The sequence below is a fragment of the Micromonospora musae genome (assembly GCF_003626635.1).
Classification (GTDB): Bacteria; Actinomycetota; Actinomycetes; order Mycobacteriales; family Micromonosporaceae; genus Micromonospora; species Micromonospora musae.
The window spans coordinates 285,042-304,031 of the sequence record NZ_RAZT01000005.1; the positions used below are offsets into that span (position 1 = coordinate 285,042).

At 72.2% G+C, this 18,990-nt stretch carries 15 protein-coding genes; 9 read left to right on the plus strand and 6 right to left on the minus strand.

The features are described from left to right. Positions 1–107: 107 nt before the first annotated feature. Both D7044_RS32610 and D7044_RS12070 read left to right on the plus strand, forming a co-directional pair. The gene (locus D7044_RS32610) at positions 108–1,031 is read left to right on the plus strand and encodes a hypothetical protein (protein ID WP_199716587.1); all 924 of its coding nucleotides are present in this window, start codon (positions 108–110) and stop codon (positions 1,029–1,031) included. Continuing rightward, positions 1,024–3,210, plus strand: coding sequence for a bifunctional polysaccharide deacetylase/glycosyltransferase family 2 protein (locus D7044_RS12070; RefSeq protein ID WP_199716588.1), 2,187 nt, complete (start codon positions 1,024–1,026; stop codon positions 3,208–3,210). The genes D7044_RS32610 and D7044_RS12070 overlap by 8 nt, the downstream gene beginning before the upstream one ends. Positions 3,211–3,280: 70 nt before the next feature. Here D7044_RS12070 and D7044_RS12075 read toward each other — a convergent pair whose 3' ends face one another. From D7044_RS12075 to D7044_RS12100, 6 genes are all read right to left on the minus strand, one after another. Further along, positions 3,281–4,315 carry a glycoside hydrolase family 6 protein gene (locus D7044_RS12075; protein ID WP_233564957.1) on the minus strand — a complete coding sequence of 345 codons (1,035 nt, stop codon included), beginning with the start codon at positions 4,313–4,315 and terminating at the stop codon, positions 3,281–3,283. A 31-nt stretch (positions 4,316–4,346) separates the two neighbouring features. Next, positions 4,347–4,526 (minus strand): DUF6104 family protein, encoded by a 180-nt coding sequence (locus tag D7044_RS12080; RefSeq protein ID WP_076472068.1) that lies wholly within the window; start codon positions 4,524–4,526, stop codon positions 4,347–4,349. Positions 4,527–4,639: 113 nt separating this feature from the next. Then, positions 4,640–8,356 carry a multifunctional oxoglutarate decarboxylase/oxoglutarate dehydrogenase thiamine pyrophosphate-binding subunit/dihydrolipoyllysine-residue succinyltransferase subunit gene (locus D7044_RS12085; protein ID WP_120688879.1) on the minus strand — a complete coding sequence of 1,239 codons (3,717 nt, stop codon included), beginning with the start codon at positions 8,354–8,356 and terminating at the stop codon, positions 4,640–4,642. Between the two features lie 303 nt (positions 8,357–8,659). Further along, a complete protein-coding gene (locus D7044_RS12090; RefSeq protein ID WP_120679361.1) occupies positions 8,660–9,472 on the minus strand; it encodes an ABC transporter permease in 813 nt (270 codons plus the stop codon). Continuing rightward, positions 9,469–10,401: an ABC transporter ATP-binding protein gene (locus D7044_RS12095; protein WP_120679363.1), complete on the minus strand. Its 933-nt coding sequence runs from the start codon at positions 10,399–10,401 to the stop codon at positions 9,469–9,471. The genes D7044_RS12090 and D7044_RS12095 overlap by 4 nt, the downstream gene beginning before the upstream one ends. A 160-nt stretch (positions 10,402–10,561) precedes the next feature. Further along, entirely contained in the window at positions 10,562–11,227 is a 666-nt protein-coding gene (locus tag D7044_RS12100) for a hotdog family protein (RefSeq protein WP_120679365.1), read from the minus strand. A 162-nt stretch (positions 11,228–11,389) separates the two neighbouring features. On the opposite strand from D7044_RS12100, the gene D7044_RS12105 reads away from it, so the two are divergent. From D7044_RS12105 to D7044_RS12135, 7 genes are all read left to right on the plus strand, one after another. Continuing rightward, positions 11,390–12,187: a GNAT family N-acetyltransferase gene (locus tag D7044_RS12105; RefSeq protein WP_120679367.1), complete on the plus strand. Its 798-nt coding sequence runs from the start codon at positions 11,390–11,392 to the stop codon at positions 12,185–12,187. Beyond that, positions 12,184–13,125 carry a lysophospholipid acyltransferase family protein gene (locus tag D7044_RS12110; RefSeq protein ID WP_120679369.1) on the plus strand — a complete coding sequence of 314 codons (942 nt, stop codon included), beginning with the start codon at positions 12,184–12,186 and terminating at the stop codon, positions 13,123–13,125. The genes D7044_RS12105 and D7044_RS12110 overlap by 4 nt, the downstream gene beginning before the upstream one ends. Positions 13,126–13,219: 94 nt before the next feature. Continuing rightward, on the plus strand, positions 13,220–14,053 hold the full coding sequence (locus D7044_RS12115) for a DUF4097 family beta strand repeat-containing protein (RefSeq protein WP_120679371.1): 834 nt from the start codon (positions 13,220–13,222) through the stop codon (positions 14,051–14,053). Beyond that, positions 14,050–14,682, plus strand: a complete 633-nt coding sequence (locus tag D7044_RS12120; RefSeq protein WP_120679373.1) for a PadR family transcriptional regulator — start codon at positions 14,050–14,052, stop codon at positions 14,680–14,682. The genes D7044_RS12115 and D7044_RS12120 overlap by 4 nt, the downstream gene beginning before the upstream one ends. 120 nt (positions 14,683–14,802) lie before the next feature. After that, positions 14,803–15,504 carry a response regulator transcription factor gene (locus tag D7044_RS12125; RefSeq protein ID WP_120679375.1) on the plus strand — a complete coding sequence of 234 codons (702 nt, stop codon included), beginning with the start codon at positions 14,803–14,805 and terminating at the stop codon, positions 15,502–15,504. After that, positions 15,501–17,057, plus strand: coding sequence for a sensor histidine kinase (locus D7044_RS12130; protein ID WP_120679377.1), 1,557 nt, complete (start codon positions 15,501–15,503; stop codon positions 17,055–17,057). Before D7044_RS12125 ends, D7044_RS12130 begins: the two co-directional genes overlap by 4 nt. A gap of 62 nt (positions 17,058–17,119) precedes the next feature. Beyond that, complete coding sequence (locus D7044_RS12135) at positions 17,120–18,907, plus strand: trypsin-like peptidase domain-containing protein (RefSeq protein WP_120688880.1); 1,788 nt, start codon at positions 17,120–17,122, stop codon at positions 18,905–18,907. Positions 18,908–18,990 lie beyond the last annotated feature (83 nt).

Here is an 18,990-nt window from a genome sequence, read left to right on the forward strand (position 1 = left end):
GCAGGAATGCCTGGTCAACCGGTTGCTCGCGGCGCGAGCCCGGTGGGATCGGCATCGGTGGTAGTGCGCCGCACGGACGTGAAGACCCCTCGCTAGAATCGCCACCTGTGACCGACCGTCCGACCGTCGTCCCGGCCGTGCTAGAGAATCCGATCGAGACCGCGGCCGAGAGTGCGACGGTGGTGGGGCCGTCCGTCTCCGACGAGCTGACCGTCGTGATCACGCCGGCCGTGCTGCGGACTCCGGCCGTGGCGCCGTCGGCCTCCGACGACACGACCATCACCATCAAGCCCGCCGCGCCCGCGCCGCTGCGGACTCCGGCCGCAGTGCCGTCGGACTCCGGTGAGCTGACCGTCGTGGTCACGCCCGCCGCGCCGTCCGCGACCCGGACCCCCAACGTGCTGTCGCTGCCCTCCGAGGATTCGACGGTCGTGATCACGCGTGCTGCGCCGCCCGCGGTGCCGACTCCGGCCGTGGTGCCGCCCACGGTGCCGACTCCGGCCGCCGCGCCGTCGGCCTCCGACGACACGACCATCATCATCAAGCCCGCTGTGTCGCGCCGGCCCCGGACAGCTGCCGCAGCTCGGTCGGAGTCCGACGACACGACGGTCATCATCACGCCCGCCGCCAGGCGCGTCGACACCCCGACCATGCTGATGGCCGTGATCCCGCGGCTCCCGCCCGTCTTCGTCGACCCGACCGGACGGCGAAGGTCCCGGCTGCGGCTGGTCGCGTACGCCCTCGGGCTGCTGGGGTTGGCCTACACGGGGCTCGTCGGGGCGAGCTTCGCCGGGGCGTCGGTGAGCCCCGGCTCCATCCTCCCCTTCGTCGAGTCGACGAAGCAGCCGTGGCAACCGCCACCGATACCGGCCACCATCCCGGACCCCACCCCGACCGGTTCCAAGCCGGCGCCGGGGGTCAGCGCCAGCGACGCGTCAGCGCCCGCGGGGCTCGCCGACGAACCGTCGTCGGCCGGCGATCGGCAGCCGCCCGCCTCGGGCAGGGCGTCGGTGACCGAGCCGCATGGCTGACCAGCTCTCCTCCGTCACACCCCCCACCGCCGCCCGCCGGGTGCGCCGGGTGGTGCCGTCGCCGAGCTGGGCCGTGCTCGGCATGCTGCTCGTCGTCCTGGCCGGTGTGCTCTTCGTGGCGGCATACTCGAACGCCGCCTTCGTGCCCGACCGTGAGCACACCGACCACGACCAGAGCCGGGTCCCCGCCGAGGTGGTGGACGGCGGGCCCGTCATCGGCGCCGCCGACGGGAAGGTCCGCTCCTACCGCTTCCCGGCCCGGACCATCGCGCTCACCTTCGACGACGGCCCCGACCCGACGTGGACCCCCGAGATCCTGCGGGTGCTGGCGAAGTACGACGTCAAGGCCACCTTCTTCGTGATGGGTTCACAGGTGGCCCGGCACCCCGAGCTGGTCCGCGAGATGTCCGGCTCGGGACACGAGCTGGGGGTGCACACCTTCACCCACCCGGACCTGGCCAACCTGCCCGGCTGGCGACGCCGGCTGGAGTACGCCCAGACCCAGCTGGCGATGGCGAGCGCGGCCGGCGTCGAGACCTCACTGATCCGCTTCCCGTACTCGTCCTTCGCGAACGCCATCGACGACCGGGACTGGCCGCTGGTGAATGAGGCCGGTCAGCTCGGCTACCTCACGGTGCTCAACGACACCGACAGTCTGGACTGGGAGCGGCCCGGCACGGAGAAGGTGATCCAGAACGCCATCCCGCCCGGTTACTCCGGCGCGATCACCCTCTGGCACGACGCCGGCGGCGACCGGGCGCAGACGGTGGCCGCGCTGGACCGCTTCATCCCGCTGATGAAGGAGCGGGGCTACCGGTTCACCACGGTGTCGGAGGGGGTGAACCTGGCGCTGGCGGCGGCCGGAGTCGACCAGCGGGTGGTGGGGAACCCGGTGGCCTCCGAGGCGGACCGGTGGCGCGGCAAGTTCCTCGTCTGGGCGGTGCAGGGCGCCGACGGCATGCTGGGCCTCTTCGGGATCCTCTTCGTCGTGGTCGGTGCGCTCACCATCGGGCGTACCGCCCTGCTCTTCGTGCTCGCGGCCCGGCACGCCCGCCGTCGCCGCTCGCCGGAGTGGGCCTGGGGGGAGCCGGTGACCGATCCGGTGTCGGTGATCGTCCCCGCCTACAACGAGAAGGAGGGGATCGAGGCGGCGGTCCGGTCCCTCGCCGACGGTGATCACCCGGGCGGCATCGAGGTCATCGTCGTCGACGACGGTTCGACCGACGGGACCGCCGACATCGTCGACGGTCTGAGGCTGCCGAACGTCCGGGTGGTCCGCAAGCCGAACGGCGGCAAGTCCAGCGCCTTGAACACCGGGGTCGCGTTGGCCCGGCACGAGCTGATCGTGATGGTCGACGGCGACACGGTCCTGGAACGCGACTCGGTGCGCCGGCTGGTGCAGCCCTTCGCCGACCGGCAGGTGGGCGCGGTCGCCGGCAACGTCAAGGTGGGCAACCGCAAGAGCCTGATCGCCAAGTGGCAGCACATCGAGTACGTCATCGGGTTCAACCTCGACCGCCGCCTCTACGAGACGTTGCGCTGCATGTCCACGGTGCCCGGCGCCATCGGCGCCTTCCGGCGGCAGGCGTTGCGCTACGCCGGTGGGATGAGCGACGACACGCTGGCCGAGGACACCGACATCACCATGGCGATGGGACGCGCCGGCTGGAAGGTGGTGTACGAGGAGAGCGCCCGCGCGTGGACCGAGGCGCCCGCGACCATGGGCCAGCTGTGGAAGCAGCGTTACCGGTGGAGCTACGGCACCATGCAGGCGATGTGGAAGCACCGACGCTCGCTCTTCGACAGCGGTGCCTCCGGCCGGTACACCCGGCGTTGCCTGCTGTTCCTGAGCCTCTTCGGGGTGCTGCTGCCGCTGATGGCGCCGGTCATCGACCTGCTGGCCCTCTACGGCCTCTTCTTCCTCGACCGGACCGAGACGGTGGTCGCCTGGCTGATCATGCTGGGCGTGCAGACGTTGACGGCGGCCGTGGCGTTCCGCCTGGATCGGGAGAAGCTCGGCGTGCTCTGGGTCCTTCCGCTGCAGCAGTTCGTCTACCGGCAGCTGATGTACCTGGTGATGGTCCAGTCTGTCGTCACCGCGCTGACCGGCGGTCGGCTGGGCTGGCAGAAGCTGCGCCGTACCGGGCTGGAACCGGGGCTCTCCGGCGGGAACCGCTGACGCCCCTGGCACGCGAACACCCGCGCGGCGGAACGCTCTAGCGCGCGAAACGCCCGCGCTCGAACGCCGGTCAGCGTGCGCTACGGGCCAGCCCCAGGGCGTACTCGGGCCACCACTCGCCGCTCTCCGGTTCGCCGGGGCGGCAGTCACTGTCCGACTCGCCGGGGTACTTGACCCAGAGCAGCGCGTCCACCCGCTCCGCCCCGGGGTCGGCAGTCGGCTCCGCGCCGAGCGCCCGGCCGGGCGGATTGCACCAACTGGGCGCGCGGCCGACGGTAGCCGCGGGATACGGGCCGTTGCCGTTGCGACTCGTGTCGATGACGAACCGGGTCCTGCCGCCGAGCTTGTCGGAGATCTGGTGTCCGTAGCGGACGTTCTCGTCGGTGCTCACGAAGTTCGCCACGTTGAGCGCGAACCCGTCCGCCTCCGCGGCGCCGGCCTTGCGTAGCGCCGCCGCGAGGGCGCCGACGTCACGGATCCACGCGGGGTGGCCGGCGTCGAGGTAGACCCGCGCGCTGTCGGTGCTCTCCAGGACGTCCACGGCGTCGCGTAGCAGGGCGAGCCGCCCGCTGACGTCCTGCGGGCAGCCGTCGACGGCGTCCGGGACCGCGCCGGGTTCGAGGATCACGATGACCGGCCGGCCGTCGACGCCGGCCGCGAACTCGCGTATCCAGCGGTGGTACTCCGCGGCGCCCGAAGCACCCCCACCGTCCTCCCGACCGCAGTTGCGATCCGGCACGTTGTGCGCGACGAGCACCGGCGTCTGGCCGGCCAGGTTCGCCGCCGCGAGGAACTCGTCCACCTCGTCGCGCACCGAGTCCTCGTCGCCGGTCAGCCACTTCGCCGTCGGCCGGGTGGCGATCCGGCGCAGCAGCGCGGCGTCGTCGGCCCGGCCCTGCGCGTCGAGGCGCGTCGCCTCCTGGGCGGCCGGGTTGTCGGGGTCGACGTAGAAGACCGGCGGTGGGGGCGGCGCGGAGATCGGGGGACCGGTGGGGGCCGCCGGCGGCGGGGTGGGCCCGCTGCCGCAGCCGGTGAGGAGGAGGGCGAGGGCGGCGCCGACCGTCACGGCCGATTGCCGGGCGAGCAGGGGGCGGGACGGCAACACGCGGGGGTCCGTTCGTCCGGGGCGACGGGGGTCAGTCCTCGTCCTCGTCGTCGAGGCGGGCCAGCCAGGTGGCGAAGCGTTCGACGGGCGTCTCGAACTCCGGGTTCAGATCGACGAAATCGCGCAGGCGTTCGGCGAGCCACTCGACGCTGATCTGCTCGTCGCCCCGGCGCTCGACGAGCTCCTCGATGCCTCGGTCGGTGAAGTACATGTCGTACGTCCTTCTTCTGGCCCGGCAACCGCCGGGCGGGTTCCACCGACGCAGCCGGGGCAGGGCCGTCCACGACGGTCCTGCCCCGGCTGGCGACGGTTCGTTCGATCAGGTCACGGGCGGGGGAGAGCCGCCTCGATCAGGGCGTTCTGCTCGACGTCGTGCATCTTGGCCGAGCCGACCGAGGGGGCGGCGGCCGCTGGCCGGGAGATCCGGCGCAGCCGCACGTCCGCGAGGTGCTCGAGCAGGTTCAGCGCGACGAACGACCAGGCGCCCTGGTTGGCCGGCTCCTCCTGCACCCAGGCGAAGTCCTCGGCGTTCGGGTACTGCGCGAGCGCGGCCCGGATCTCCTCCACCGGCATCGGGTAGAGCTGCTCGATCCGGAGGATCGCGGTGTCGGTGACGCCGCGCTCCTGCCGGGCCTGGAAGAGGTCGTAGTAGACCTTGCCCGAGCAGAGCAGCACCCGCTTCACCGACTCCGGCGCCGGGGCGGCGGAGTCGGCCAGCACCGGCTGGAAGGTGCCGGTGGTGAACTCCTCGACGCCGGAGACGCAGAGCTTGTGCCGCAGCAGCGACTTCGGCGTGAACACCACCAGCGGCTTGCGCTTCGGCGACAGCGCCTGGCGGCGCAGCAGGTGGAAGTAGTTCGCCGGGGTGGTCGGGATGGCGACGCGCATGTTGTCCTCGGCGCAGAGCTGCAGGAAGCGCTCGGGGCGGCCGGAGGTGTGGTCCGGGCCCTGGCCCTCGTGCCCGTGCGGCAGCAGCAGGGTCAGCGCGGAGCGCTGGCCCCACTTGACCTCGCCCGAGGAGATGAACTCGTCGATCACCGACTGGGCGCCGTTGACGAAGTCACCGAACTGGGCTTCCCAGCAGACCAGCGCGTTGATGTTCTCCACCGAGTAGCCGTACTCGAAGCCCATCGCCGCGTACTCGCTCAGCAGCGAGTCGTGCACGAAGAGCCGGGAGCGCTCGCCCTCGCCGGTCAGCGACTTCAGGGGGAGGTAGTCCTCGCCGGTGCGCGCATCCACGATCGAGGCGTGCCGCTGCACGAAGGTGCCGCGGCGGGAGTCCTGCCCGGCCAGCCGCACGGTGACCCCGTCGTGCAGCAGCGTGCCGAACGCGATGATCTCGCCGTAGCCCCAGTCGATGTGGCCCTCGACGGACATCTTCGCCCGCCGGTCGAGCAGCTGCTGGATTCGCTTGTGCGGGGTGAAGCCCTCCGGCAGGTTGACGTGCGCGTCGCCGACGGCCCGGACGAGCGACGCGTCGACGGCGGTGTCCACCTGCGGCTCCGGCTCCTCCTCGCGGCGGGGCCGGCTGAGCTGCCGCGGCTTGGTGGCGGCGTCCCGGGTGGCCTTGAAGACCCGCTCGAGCTGCGCCTGGTAGTCGCGCAGCAGCTCCTCCGCGTCCTCCACGGTGATGTCGCCGCGACCGATCAGCTCCTCGGTGTAGAGCTTCCGAACGGAGCGCTTCGAGTCGATGATCTTGTACATCTGCGGGTTGGTCATCGAGGGGTCGTCGCCCTCGTTGTGGCCACGCCGGCGGTAGCAGACCATGTCGATCACGACGTCCTTGTTGAACGTCTGCCGGTACTCGAAGGCCAGCCGGGCGACCCGGACCACGGCCTCGGGGTCGTCGCCGTTGACGTGGAAGATCGGCGCCTGGATCATCCGGGCCACGTCGGTGCTGTAGAGGCTGGACCGGCTGTACTCGGGGGCGGTCGTGAAGCCGACCTGGTTGTTGACCACGACGTGCACGGTGCCGCCGGTGCGGTAGCCGCGCAGCTGCGACAGGTTCAGGGTCTCGGCCACCACGCCCTGACCGGCGAAGGCCGCGTCACCGTGCACCGCCAGCGGCAGCACGGTGTAGCCCTCCAGCTTCAGGTCGATCCGGTCCTGCTTGGCCCGGACGATGCCCTCCAGCACCGGGTCGACGGCCTCCAGGTGCGACGGGTTCGCCACCACCGAGACCTTGACCGAGTTCGCCCCGTCCGGGGTGGTGAACTTGCCGTTCTGGCCGAGGTGGTACTTCACGTCGCCGGAGCCCTGCGTCGAGCGCGGGTCGAGGTGCCCCTCGAACTCCGAGAAGATCTTCTCGTACGGCTTGCCGACGATGTTGGCCAGCACGTTGAGCCGGCCCCGGTGCGCCATGCCGATGACCACCTCGTCGAGGCCGCCCTCGGCGGAGGCCTCCAGCACCTCGCCCAGCAGCGGGATCAGCGACTCCCCGCCCTCCAGCGAGAAGCGCTTCTGGCCGACGTACTTGGTCTGCAGGAACGTCTCGAACGCCTCGGCGGCGTTGAGCCGGTTCAGCACGTGCTTCTGCTCGTCGGAGGCGGGCTTCTCGTACTTGCGCTCCACCCGCTCCTGGAGCCAGCGCCGCTCCTCCGGGTCCTGGATGTGCATGTACTCGATGCCGACCCGCCGGCAGTACGAGTCGCGCAGCACGCCCAGGATCTCGCGCAGCTTCATCCGCTGCTTGCCCGCGAAGCCGTTGACCGGGAAGGTGCGGTCCAGGTCCCACAGGGTCAGCCCGTGCTGGAGCACGTCCAGGTCGGGGTGCTTGCGGATCTTGAACTCGAGCGGGTCGGTGTCGGCCATCAGGTGGCCGCGCACGCGGTAGGCGTGGATCAGCTCGTGCACCCGGGCCGTCTTGTTGATCTGGCCCTCGCTGTCGACCGCGACGTCGCGCATCCAGCGCACCGGCTCGTACGGGATCCGCAGCGAGGTGAAGATCTCGTCGTAGAAGCCGTGCTCGCCGAGGACCAGCTCGTGCATCGCCTTGAGGAACTCGCCGGACTGGGCGCCCTGGATGACCCGGTGGTCGTACGTGCTGGTCAGCGTGATGACCTTGCTGACCGCCATCTCGGCGAGGGTGGCCTCGGACATGCCCTGGTAGGGCGCCGGGTACTCCATGGCGCCGACGCCGATGATCGCGCTCTGCCCCTGCATGAGCCGCGGCATCGAGTGGACCGTGCCGATGCCGCCCGGGTTGGTCAGCGAGATCGTGGTGCCGCCGTAGTCCTCCATGGTCAGCTCGTTGCGGCGGGCTCGCCGGACCACGTCCTCGTACGCCTGCCAGAACTGCCGGAAGTCCATCTGCTCGCAGCCCTTGATGGAGGGGACCACCAGGTTGCGGCTGCCGTCGGGCCGGGTCATGTCGATGGCGATGCCCAGGTTGACGTGCTCGGGGCGGACCAGCGTCGGCTTGCCGTCGACGACGGCGTAGGAGTTGTTCATCTCCGGGTGCTGGGCCATCGCCCGGACCAGCGCGTAGCCGATGAGGTGGGTGAAGCTGACCTTGCCACCGCGACCGCGGGCGAGGTGGTTGTTGATCACGATGCGGTTGTCGACCAGCAGCTTGGCCGGGACGGCGCGCACACTCGTCGCGGTCGGCACGCTGAGCGAGGCGTCCATGTTCTGGACGATCTTCGCGGCGACCCCGCGCAGCGGCGTGTTCTGCGGGCCGGTGGCGGTCGGCGCGGACGTGGCCGGCTTGGCCGCCGGCTTCGCGGCGGGGGCGGCGGGCTTGGCCGGGGCGGCCTTGGCGGGCGCGGCCGGGGCCGGCTTGGCCTCAGCGGGCTGGGCGACCGCGGCGACCGGCTCCTGCTGCTCGGCGGGCTCGGGCTGCTGGGTCGCGGGCGCCGGCTTCGCGTCCGGGCGTGGTGTGCCCGCGCCCGGGCCGGGGCGGTAGTCGGCGAAGAAGTCGTGCCAGGCCGAGTCGACACTCTTGGGATCGGCGAGATACCGCTGGTACATCTCTTCGACGATCCACTCGTTCGGGCCGAAACCCGCCAGTGGGTTCTCCTGCGAAGTCTGCTGGGTCGACACGGCCGGTAATCGCCTCTTTCACGCGGGTTTGTGTGTCACGCGACGCCCGGTGGCCCCCTGTATCACGGGCTGCCGGGACGCTCCAAGGCTACGCCGTACAGATCCCCACGGCATTTCCGCCTCCGTCGCGTGGTCCGTTTCACAGAAGATGCCAGAAGTTCACGAAGCGCTGCGTGTCCCATTGACTCCTGCTATGGCTCCCGGCCCAGGTGACGGCGGACCGGCGTGGGTCCGGGGAGCGGCGGATCCGGTGGCCGTTCGCCACCGGATCCGGGCTCGTTCCGGGCAGCCGCCCGACGCGGGTCAGGAGATGTCGCGCCGGCGCGTGATCAGGATGCCGGCGACGCCGCTCGCGAGCGCGTAGCCGAACAGCACCAGAGCGCCGACCCACCAGGCGGGGACGAACTCCGACTGCCCCTCGGTGATCATCACCTGGGACGCGACGGCGGGCCAGATCACCTGCCACTTGAGGACCGCCTGCGTGTCCAGCAGGTTCGACAGCAGGAGGAAGAGCAGACCGACCACCTGGGTGCCGACCAGGTAGAGCACGGCGGCGGTGATGACGGCACCGAGCTGGTTGGTGATCAGCGTGCCGATGCCCACGCCGAGGATGGTCCAGATCGCGTACGCGAGCAGGTTGAACAGCAGGGCCCGCTGGACCGGCCACTCGCCGAGCTGCGTGCCGTAATCGTTCAGCGTCAGGAAGATGCCCCCGGCCACCAGGTCGATCACCGTGGTCGCCAACCAGAAGGCGAAGCCCAGCAGGCTGGCCGCGACGAGCTTGCCGACGATCACCGACGTCCGCCGCGGGGTCGCCAGGAACGTCGTGGTCGCGGTCTGGTGGAAGAACTCGTTGGTGACCATCAGGATGCCGATGAGCATCACGAACATCAGCCCGAGGTACTGGCCCGAGGTGTAGATGTTCGCCGCCTGCGCGGCCGGCGTCGACTGCTCGGCGCTCATGCCGACGTTCCCGGCCTCGCCGCCGAGCACGACGGTCGCCAGGTACGCGTTGAACGCGAACGCCAGGACGATCGAGACGAAGGCGCCGACGGCCAGCCACCACCAGGTGCTGGTGGTGCGGATCTTGAGGAGTTCGGCTCGGACCAGGTTCATCGGATGCCCGCCTTTCCGGCCGTCAACTCCAGGAAGACCCCTTCCAGGTCGGGCCGTTCCGTGGTGAGTTCGTGCAGCTCGACACCGGCCGTCAGGGCGGTCCGGCCGACCGTCGCCGCGTCGACCCCGGCGACCAGCAGGGCGCCCTGCCCGTCGGCGTCGACAGTGGCGTTCTGGTCCTTCAACGCCGCGGCGAGCGCCTCGGCCTGCGGGGTGCGGACGCGCACCCGTACGCCCTGCGTCATCGACCCGATCACCTGGTCGACCGGGCCCTGGCGGACCAGCTGGCCCGCCGCGATGATCACCACGTCGTCGGCGAGCAGCTGCATCTCCGACAGCAGGTGGCTGGAGACCAGGATGGTGCGCCCCTCCTGGGCCAGGCCCTTGAGGAACCCACGCATCCAGCGGATGCCCTCCGGGTCCAGCCCGTTGGCCGGCTCGTCGAGGATCAGCACCTTCGGGTCACCGAGCATCGCGGCGGCGATCCCCAACCGCTGCTTCATGCCGAGCGAGTAGCCCTTGAACTTCCGCTTCGCGGCCGGGGTCAACCCGACCAGGGCGAGCGCCTCGTCGGCGCGCTGCCTCGGCAGCCCCGCCGCCGCGCAGAGCACCCGCAGGTGGTTGAGCCCGGTCCGTCCCTTGTGCGCGCTCGAGGCCTCCAGCACGGCGCCCACGTGCCGCAGCGGCTCGGGGAGGTCGGCGTACCGCCGGCCACCGATGGTCGCCGTGCCGCTGGTCGGGGTGACCAGGTTCAGCAGCATGCGCAGCGTGGTGGTCTTACCCGCGCCGTTCGGGCCGAGGAAGCCGGTCACCCGACCCGACTCGACCGTGAAGGACAGGTTGTTGACCGCCCGAACGTTGCGGTACTGCTTCGTCAGGCCGGACACCACGATCTGACCACTGGTGGGGCTTGGCTGCCCGTCAGACATCGTTCTCCTCCCGTGCGGTGGCGTCGAGATACGCCGCTGCACAGCGTGACCGGAGCGCGCGGCGAGGTCAATCAGGCGCGGTCCGTACCCTCGCCTCCGCCTCACGCAGGAGTCCGGTCATCCGCGAGGACTACTGCCGGGCCGACAGCCGCCGCTCGGGTCAGGCCCGGTCCGCCCCGGACGGCAGGGCGATCCAGGTGGCCCGGGCGCTGGCGAGCAGGGCGCCGTCCGGCCCGTACAGGCTGCTGTGCACCCGTGCCTTGCGCCCCTCGACCGAGACGGTCACGCCGGTCACCACGCACTCGTCACCCGGCTCGGGCAGCGCGATCAGCCGGGCGGCCATCCGTCCCAGGACGTACGGGCGGCCGGGGGCGATCACCGACCAGCCGCCGGGGCAGTCCAGGGCCGCCCAGACCGTGGCCCCGCCGACCTGCTCCGGCGCGCGGAACGGCGCGGCGGTCCGGCCGTCCGGCAACCGGCCGGGGAAGATCCGCAGCCCGTCGGTCCGCTCCGGCCCGCAGACGTAGCAGCCGGGGAAGGGGTGGTCCACCAGTCCGGGGTACCGGGCGGCCGCGTCGACGGCGGTGGCCCGATCAACCGGCGGCACCACCGCGTCGACGGGCGCGCCGGGGCGCACCTCGGCGACCACCTCTCCGGCCGGATCGCGGACCTCGCCGTCGACCAGGGTCAGCGGCGTCTCCAGCGGTGGCGGCCGGCGCAGGGTCACCTCGACCGGTCCGGGCCCGGCCTCGGCGGCGAAGACACCGGCGCTCCAGCCGCCGTTGCCCGATCCGGGGGGCCCGTTGTAGCGGGATTCGATGCGCATCGGCCGACCTCCGTGGGGCGCGTGACCCGGCGCCGCGGCCGGATCCGTCCGGCAGCCTCGCACGGCCGGTACGCACGACGCACACCGGTGGCCCGCCGTCGTTCACCGGATCGACACTCCTCGCCCCCTGGAGTGGCAACCCGCGCCCCTTACACAGATCCCATGTCCGTTCTGCACGCCGCCGGGACACCCCTGCCGACCGCTGGGACATCCCTCACGACCAGCGGTTACACCCTGCTGATCGCCGACGACCCGAGCCAGGTCGCGGCCGCGCAACGCCTGCGTCACGAGGTGTTCGCCACCGAACTCGGCGCCACCCTCCGCCCGGACGCCGTCGGGCTGGACGTGGACCCGTTCGACAGGTACTGCGACCACCTGATCGTGCGACAGGACAGCACCGGTGACGTGGTCGGCACGTACCGGCTGCTGCCGCCCGGCCGGACCGACCGCCGGTACGCCGAGGACGAGTTCGACGTGAGCGCGCTCGCCCCGTTGCGGGACGAGCTGGTCGAGGCGGGCCGCTCCTGTGTGCACCCGGATCACCGCAGCGGCGCCGTGATCAACCTGATGTGGGCCGGCATCGCCCGTTACCTGCACCTGCGCGGATCCCGCTGGCTGGGTGGCTGCGCCTCGGTACCGGTGGCCGACGGCGGCCGGGCCGTGGCGGAGGTGTGGGAGCGGGCGCAGGCCCGGCACCTCGCGCCGCCGCCGCTGCGGGTGCGTCCGCGGCGCCCGTGGTTCGCCGAGGCGCCGGCCGTGCCGCCCGCTCCGGCCGGTGCGCTGGACGGTGCGAGTCTGGTGCCGCCGCTGCTGCGCGGCTATCTGCGACTCGGCGCGTGGATCTGCGGTGAGCCGTCGTACGACCCGGACTTCGCCGTCGCCGACTTCTACGTGCTCCTCTCCATGGACCGGATGAATCCGCGCTACCTGCGGCACTTCCTGGGCGGGGTGGGGCAGTGACCGCGGTGCCGTTCGACCTGTGGCGCCCCACCTCCGGCTGCGACGACAAGTGCCTGCCGGTTCCGGGGGAGACGCCGACCGTGCCGGCGCTCCGGCAGGTGGCACGCCTGCTCGCCGGGGTCGGGATGCTGCTGCTCGGCGCCGGACTGGCCGCGGTGCTGCCGGTGCTCCCGGCCCGGGACGGGCAGGCGGCGGTGCGGGCCTGGGCGCGGGGGACCGCACGGGCGTTCGGTGTGCGGCTGGTGGTGCGCGGCCGGCCGCCCCGGCGGCGGGCGTTGGTGGCCGCCAACCACATGTCCTGGCTGGACATCCTGGTCGTGCTGGCCGTCGCCCCGACCCGGATGGTGGCGAAGCGCGAAGTCCGCTCCTGGCCGCTGATCGGCCTGCTGGCCGCCGCGGCGGGCACCGTCTTCGTGGACCGGTCGCGGCCCCGCGCGCTCCCCGACACCGTGCGCCGGGTCGCCGACGCGCTGCGCGCCGGTCGCGCGGTCGCGGTCTTCCCGGAGGGTACGACCTGGTGCGCGGGCGAGGACGCGGTCGACTGCCGACCGAACGGTGGTTTCCGCCCGGCCATGTTCCAGGCGGCGATCGACGCCGGCGCCCCGGTGGTCCCGCTGCGGATCGCCTACCGCTGCGCGGCGACGGGGGAGAGCACCACGGCCACCGCCTTCCTGGGCGAGGAGACCCTGCTGCGCTCGGTACGCCGGGTGGTCGCGGGGCGGGGGCTCGAGGTGACGGTGACGGTCGGCGCTGCGCTGCACCCGAGCCGGGACGCGGACCGTCGGGTGCTCGCCCGGGCCGCCGAGTCGGCTGTGCACCTCGTGCCGGCCGGCGCCGTTCCGGTCCGTCGGGCCGGTGTCCCGCTGGCGCTGCCCTCGACGGGCCTGCCGGTGCGCCCGAGCCGGCCCGGCGCCGGGGGGCTCGACCTGGCGGCGTGAGCGACTCGCGATGTCTTGTGCTGTCGCGATGTATCGCGTTACTGTTCCTCTCGTCGGACGCGCTGTCGGCGTGTCGTCGGAAGGGGAGGACACCATGGCCGGTTGGACGGTCGACGCTCCGCAGCGACTGAGCCTGGACGAGCCGGTCAGCCGGCTGGACGTACGCCTCTTCAGTGGCCGGCTCAACGTGGTGGCCACGGACGGGCCGGCCCGCGTCGACATCACCCGGGTGGGCCGCCGGCCGATCCTGGTGGAGCAGCACGAGGGGCGACTCTCCGTCCGGCAGGAGCGGCACTGGCACTGGCGGGACGTGCTGCGGTGGATCGGGCCGTTCGGGCACTGGTCCCGGGTGGACGTCTCGATCGCGGTGCCCGCCGACGTCCGGGCCGAGCTGCGGCTGGTGGACGGCTCGCTGGTCGTCTCCGGGCTGCGCCGGCACACCCGGGCCGACGTGACCTCCGGGCAGATCACCCTGATGGGCCTGCGCGGAAACACCATGGCGAAGATCGTCTCCGGCCCGGTCGAGGCGCTCGGCGTCGGCGGTGACCTGCACCTGGAGACCGTCTCCGGCGAGGTCATCCTGGCCGACAGCGCGGCCGCCCAGGTCCGGGCGCAGACGGTCTCCGGGGCGATCACCTGCGATCTCGACAATCCCCGCAGCAGCGAGATCCGGCTGCACACCATCTCCGGCAGCATCACCGTCCGGGTCCGCGAGGACAGCGACCTCGCCGTACGCCTGCACACCACGTCCGGCCGGATCACCAGTGGCTTCCCCCAGGTGATGCGGGAGTCGAAGCTGGGTTCGGTGGCGAACAGCGAGGGAGTGCTCGGCGCCGGCGACGGTAAGCTCTGGGCGTCCGCCACGTCCGGCAGCATCGCGCTGCTCGCCCGTCCGGTGGACGACGACGAGGAGGATGAGCTGCCGTGACGGCCGTCTTCAGTCACGGGCGGTTGCGGCTCTACCTGCTCCGGCTCCTCGACGACGGCCCGAAGCACGGCTACGAGCTGATCCGGCTGCTCGAGGAGCGCTTCCTCGGTCTCTACGCACCCAGCGCCGGCACCATCTACCCCCGCCTCCAGCGGCTGGAGGCGGAGGGGCTGGTCACGCACACCGCCGCCGGTGGCCGGAAGACGTACGAGATCACCGAGAGCGGCCGCGCCGAGCTGCGGCAGCGCGCCGACGAACTGGCCGCCCTCGAGTCGGACATCGCCGCCTCGGTGGAGGACCTCTCCGCGCTCGCCGGTGAGATCCGCGACGAGGTACGCGGCTCCGTTCGCGACCTCAAGCGGGAGCTGCGCGAGGCCACCCGGCAGACGCGGCAGGGCCGACGGGCCCGGTGGGAGTCCCCCTCGTTCACCCCCGGCGCACCGCCGCCCCCGGCCGGTCCGCCGGAGCCCGGCCCCGCCGTGCTCGCCGAGTTCGACCAGCGGCTGGCCGAGTTCACCGCGGAGGTGGCGCGGCTGGTACGCGTCCGCCGGTTCACCGACTCCCAGCTGCGCACCGCGATCCGGCTGCTCGACGGCGCGCTGGACGGGCTGCGGCGGTTGCTCCGCTGAGCGGGCCCGACCGGCGACCCGCGACGGCGAGTCACCCGCCCGGACGTTGAGGGCTCGCTCACAGGTTCTTTGCAGGAAGCATCCAGCGCGGGCGCAGTCAGTTCGCGGATGATGGGGCACATGCCCGCTACCCAGACCGAGGCGCGACTGCTCGTCGTCGAGGACGACCCGAACATCCTCGAACTGCTCTCCGCGAGTCTGCGCTTCGCCGGCTTCGACGTGGCCACCGCGACCAGCGGCAGCACGGCGTTGACCGCCGCCAAGGATCACCGGCCGGACCTGGTCGTGCTCGACGTGATGCTGCCCGACCTGGACGGCTTCGAGGTGATCCGGATGCTCCGGGAGGCCGGCACGCGTACGCCCGTGGTCTTCCTGACCGCGCGGGACGCCACCGACGACAAGATCCGCGGGCTGACCCTGGGCGGGGACGACTACGTCACCAAGCCGTTCAGCCTGGAGGAGCTGACCGCCCGGATCCGGGCGGTGCTGCGCCGGACGACCAGCGGGGAGCAGCCGCCCTCCCGGCTCACCTTCGCCGATCTCGAACTCGACGAGGAGACCCACGAGGTCTACCGCGCCGGCCAGCGGGTGCAGCTCTCGCCGACCGAGTTCAAGCTGCTGCGCTACCTGATGTTGAACGCCAACCGGGTGCTCTCGAAGGCGCAGATCCTCGACCACGTCTGGAACTACGACTTCCGCGGCGACGACAACATCGTCGAGTCGTACATCTCCTACCTGCGGCGCAAGGTCGACACCACCCAGCCCCGGTTGATCCACACGCTCCGCGGCGTGGGGTACGTGCTACGCAAGCCGGCGGCGTGAACGCGGTCGACCAGGCGAAGGGACGGCTGCGCAGCGTACCGCTCCGGTTGAAGCTGGTCACCGCGGTCCTCACGCTGGTCGCGCTGGCCCTGCTCGTGATCAGCTCGCTGACCACCTACTTCCTGCGCAACTACCTGGTGGGGCAGGTCGACTCCGAGCTCAAGGGTTCGGTCCGCAATATCGAGACGGCGCTGATCTCGGAGCAGCCCGCGCGGATTGGTGTTCCCACCGACTATCTGGTTGTGGTGACGGACCGAAGCACCGGGAGGGTTATCGGGGTCCAGTTCGACAACCAGCGGTTCGATTCGAACGACCTGCCACGCTGGCCCGCCGACGCCAGCGGATTCCAACGGCTGTCCGGGGACCCGCTGACCGTCCGGGCGCAGGGCAGTCCCATCCGCTGGCGGATCCTCTACACAGAGCTACCCAACGGGCAGTGGGCGGCTATCGGCCAGAACCTCACCGACGTCGATCTCGCGGTGCGGCAGCTGGTCTGGATCGACCTGCTGGTCGGCGGATCGGTGCTGATCCTGCTCGCCTCGGTCGGCGCGGCGATCGTGCGGACCAGCCTGAAACCGCTGGTCGAGATCGAGCGGACCGCCGCCGCGATCGCCGGGGGTGATCTGACCCAGCGGGTGCCCGATCCGGAGCAGGGGCAGGAGTACCCCACGTCGGAGCTGGGGCGGCTCTCCCGGGCGTTGAACGCGATGCTGAGCCAGATCGAGGCCGCCTTCACGGCCCGGGCCGCCTCGGAGAGCGCCGCCCGCTCGGCGGAGGCGGCCGCCCGGGACGCGGCCGTGGCAGCGCAGGCCTCCGAGACCCGGGCGCGGCGCTCGGAGGAGCGGATGCGGCAGTTCGTCGCGGACGCCTCGCACGAGCTGCGTACCCCGTTGACCACCATTCGCGGCTTCGCCGAGCTGTACCGGCAGGGAGCGGCCCGCGACCCGGAGCAGACGTCCGGGCTGCTGCGCCGGATCGAGGACGAGGCGGCCCGGATGGGTCTGCTCGTGGAGGATCTGCTGCTGCTCGCCCGGCTGGACCGGGAGCGGCCGATCTCCCTGGCGCCGGTGGAGCTGCCGGTCCTCGCCGGTGACGCGGTCCAGGCCGCCCGGGCGGTCGCCCCGGAGCGGCGCATCGAACTGGAGATCGAGCCCGGCTCGGGCCCGCTGGTGGTGCTAGGCGACGACGCCCGGCTGCGGCAGATCATCGGCAACCTGATGACCAACGCGCTGAGCCACACTCCGGCGGACGCCTCCGTGACGCTGCGGCTGCGGGCCGAGCGCGGAAACCTGGCCGTGGTGGAGGTGGCCGACACCGGCCCCGGGTTGACCCCGGAGCAGGCGGAACGGGTCTTCGAGCGGTTCTACCGGGTGGACGCGGCCCGCACCCGTCGGGCCGATGGCAACACCGGCACCGGTCTGGGCCTGGCCATCGTGGCGGCCTTGGTCAGTGCCCACCGGGGGAACGTGGAGGTCGCCGAGACGCCGGGTGGTGGGGCCACCTTCCGGGTTCGGCTGCCGCTGGTGCCGGAGGCCGACGGGCACGGCGACTGACTTTCAGGCAACTTCCAGGTCGAATCCAGCTTGATCGCAGAGGCGCGGGAGAAGGTTAGGTCATGACCGAGTACGAGTCCGACCCGCAGCACCGGCCGGCCACCGCCGACGCCGAGCCGTCGCAACCCACCGACGAGCTGCCGCGCGTGGAGCGCGCGCAGTCCGACTCCCCGACCACCGACCTGCCCGCGGCTCCGGCCGCCTCCGCCACCGCGGAGCCCGCCGGCGTCGAGGACAGCACCGGAACCGGCCCCGGCCGGGACGCCGACCCGACCGTGCCGGTGGTGTCGCCCGGCCCCGGCCGGGACGCCGACCCGACCGTGCCGGTGGCTACGACTTCGGACGCCGACGTGACCGCGCCGGTGGCCGTGACGTCCGGCCTCGGCCGGGACGCCGACCCCACCGTGCCGGTGGCGACGCCCGCCGGGCCCGACTACCAGCCGTACGCCGGCACGCCGGCCTACGCCGGCCACCAGATGCCGGGTCACCACGCTCCGGGCCAGCCGGGTCACCACGTTCCGGGCCAGCCGGGCCACCACGTTCCGGGCCACCACGTTCCGGGTCAGCCGGGGCAGCAGGTCCCGGGCCAGCACGTGCCGGGCCAGCACGTCCCGGGCCAGCCCAGCTACCCGCAGCCGAACGCCGGCTACCCGGGCGGCCACTGGTACCCGGGCCAGCACACCGGCTGGGCGGGCGGGGGTCAGCCGGGTGCCGGGGCGCAGCCGTACGGGCAGCAGCCGGGCCAGTCCCTGCCGCCCTGGGCGGTGAACACCCAGGTCGACGCCCAACCCGGCGGGCCGCGGATGGGCCGGATCGCCAAGTTCGCCGGCGGTGGCCTTCTCATACTCGCGCTGATGCTCGGCTCCGGGGTCGGCGGCGGTGCGCTCGCGCTCGCCCTGGACGGCGACGGTGGCGGTGTCACTCGTACCTACTCCGCCGCGCCGGTGATCAACAGCGCGGACCTGCCGAAGATCGCCGCCTCGGTGCAGGACAGCGTCGTCTCCATCGCCACCGAGAACGGCGAGGGCTCCGGCGTGATCCTGACCGCCGACGGCTACGTGCTCAGCAACAACCACGTGGTCGCCTCGGCCAGTGGCGACACCGTGCGGGTGATCTTCGCCGACGGCACGAACGCCGAGGCCAAAATCATCGGTACCGACCCGAAGACCGACCTCGCCGTGGTGAAGGCCAACGGGGTGAGCAACCTGAAGGCCGCCAAGTTCGGCGACAGCGACGGAATGCAGGTCGGCGACCAGGTGCTCGCCCTGGGCAGCCCGCTGGGGCTGCAGGGCTCCGTCACCGCCGGCATCCTGAGCGCCCGCGACCGCACCATCCAGGCCGGCGACGGCCAGCAGCAGGACCCGCGCCAGACCGCCTCCTCGATCTCCGGGCTGCTCCAGACCGACGCCCCGATCAACCCCGGCAACTCCGGCGGCGCGCTGGTCAACACCCGAGGTGAGGTGATCGGCATCAACACCGCGATCGCCACCTCCGGGCAGAGCACCGGCAACATCGGCGTGGGCTTCGCCATCCCGAGCAACAAGGCCAAGGACGTCGCCGGGAAGCTCCAGCGCGGCGAGAAGGTGAGCCACCCGTCGCTCGGGGTCAGCGTGAACATGGCCGAGGGCGGCGGCGCTCTGGTCGCCGCCGTCACCCCGGGCAGCGCGGCCGAGAAGGCCGGCCTCCAGCGCGGCGACGTCATCACCCGGTTCGGCGACAAGCCGATCAACGACTCGGACGACCTGGTCGGCGCGGTCCAGGCCGGCAAGGTGGGCGACCGGGTCGAGGTGCAGTACAAGCGGAACGGCTCGGAGGCCACCGCGACCGTCACGCTCGCCGAGACGTCCTGACCGGGCACTGAACCTGCCTCCTCCTCCAGGCGGCGGGTGACGGAGACAAGGGGGTTGGCTCCGTCACCCGCCGCCGCCTCCGT

What these genes read in the sequence shown, in the direction of transcription:
- D7044_RS12135 (WP_120688880.1), top strand. Translation starts at nt 17,120, where the DNA reads ATGACCGAGTACGAGTCCGACCCGCAGCACCGGCCGGCCACCGCCGAC.
- D7044_RS12100 (WP_120679365.1), bottom strand. Translation starts at nt 11,227, where the DNA reads ATGCGCATCGAATCCCGCTACAACGGGCCCCCCGGATCGGGCAACGGC.
- D7044_RS12105 (WP_120679367.1), top strand. Translation starts at nt 11,390, where the DNA reads ATGTCCGTTCTGCACGCCGCCGGGACACCCCTGCCGACCGCTGGGACA.
- D7044_RS12095 (WP_120679363.1), bottom strand. Translation starts at nt 10,401, where the DNA reads ATGTCTGACGGGCAGCCAAGCCCCACCAGTGGTCAGATCGTGGTGTCC.
- D7044_RS12115 (WP_120679371.1), top strand. Translation starts at nt 13,220, where the DNA reads ATGGCCGGTTGGACGGTCGACGCTCCGCAGCGACTGAGCCTGGACGAG.
- D7044_RS12070 (WP_199716588.1), top strand. Translation starts at nt 1,024, where the DNA reads ATGGCTGACCAGCTCTCCTCCGTCACACCCCCCACCGCCGCCCGCCGG.
- D7044_RS12090 (WP_120679361.1), bottom strand. Translation starts at nt 9,472, where the DNA reads ATGAACCTGGTCCGAGCCGAACTCCTCAAGATCCGCACCACCAGCACC.
- D7044_RS12125 (WP_120679375.1), top strand. Translation starts at nt 14,803, where the DNA reads ATGCCCGCTACCCAGACCGAGGCGCGACTGCTCGTCGTCGAGGACGAC.
- D7044_RS12080 (WP_076472068.1), bottom strand. Translation starts at nt 4,526, where the DNA reads ATGTACTTCACCGACCGAGGCATCGAGGAGCTCGTCGAGCGCCGGGGC.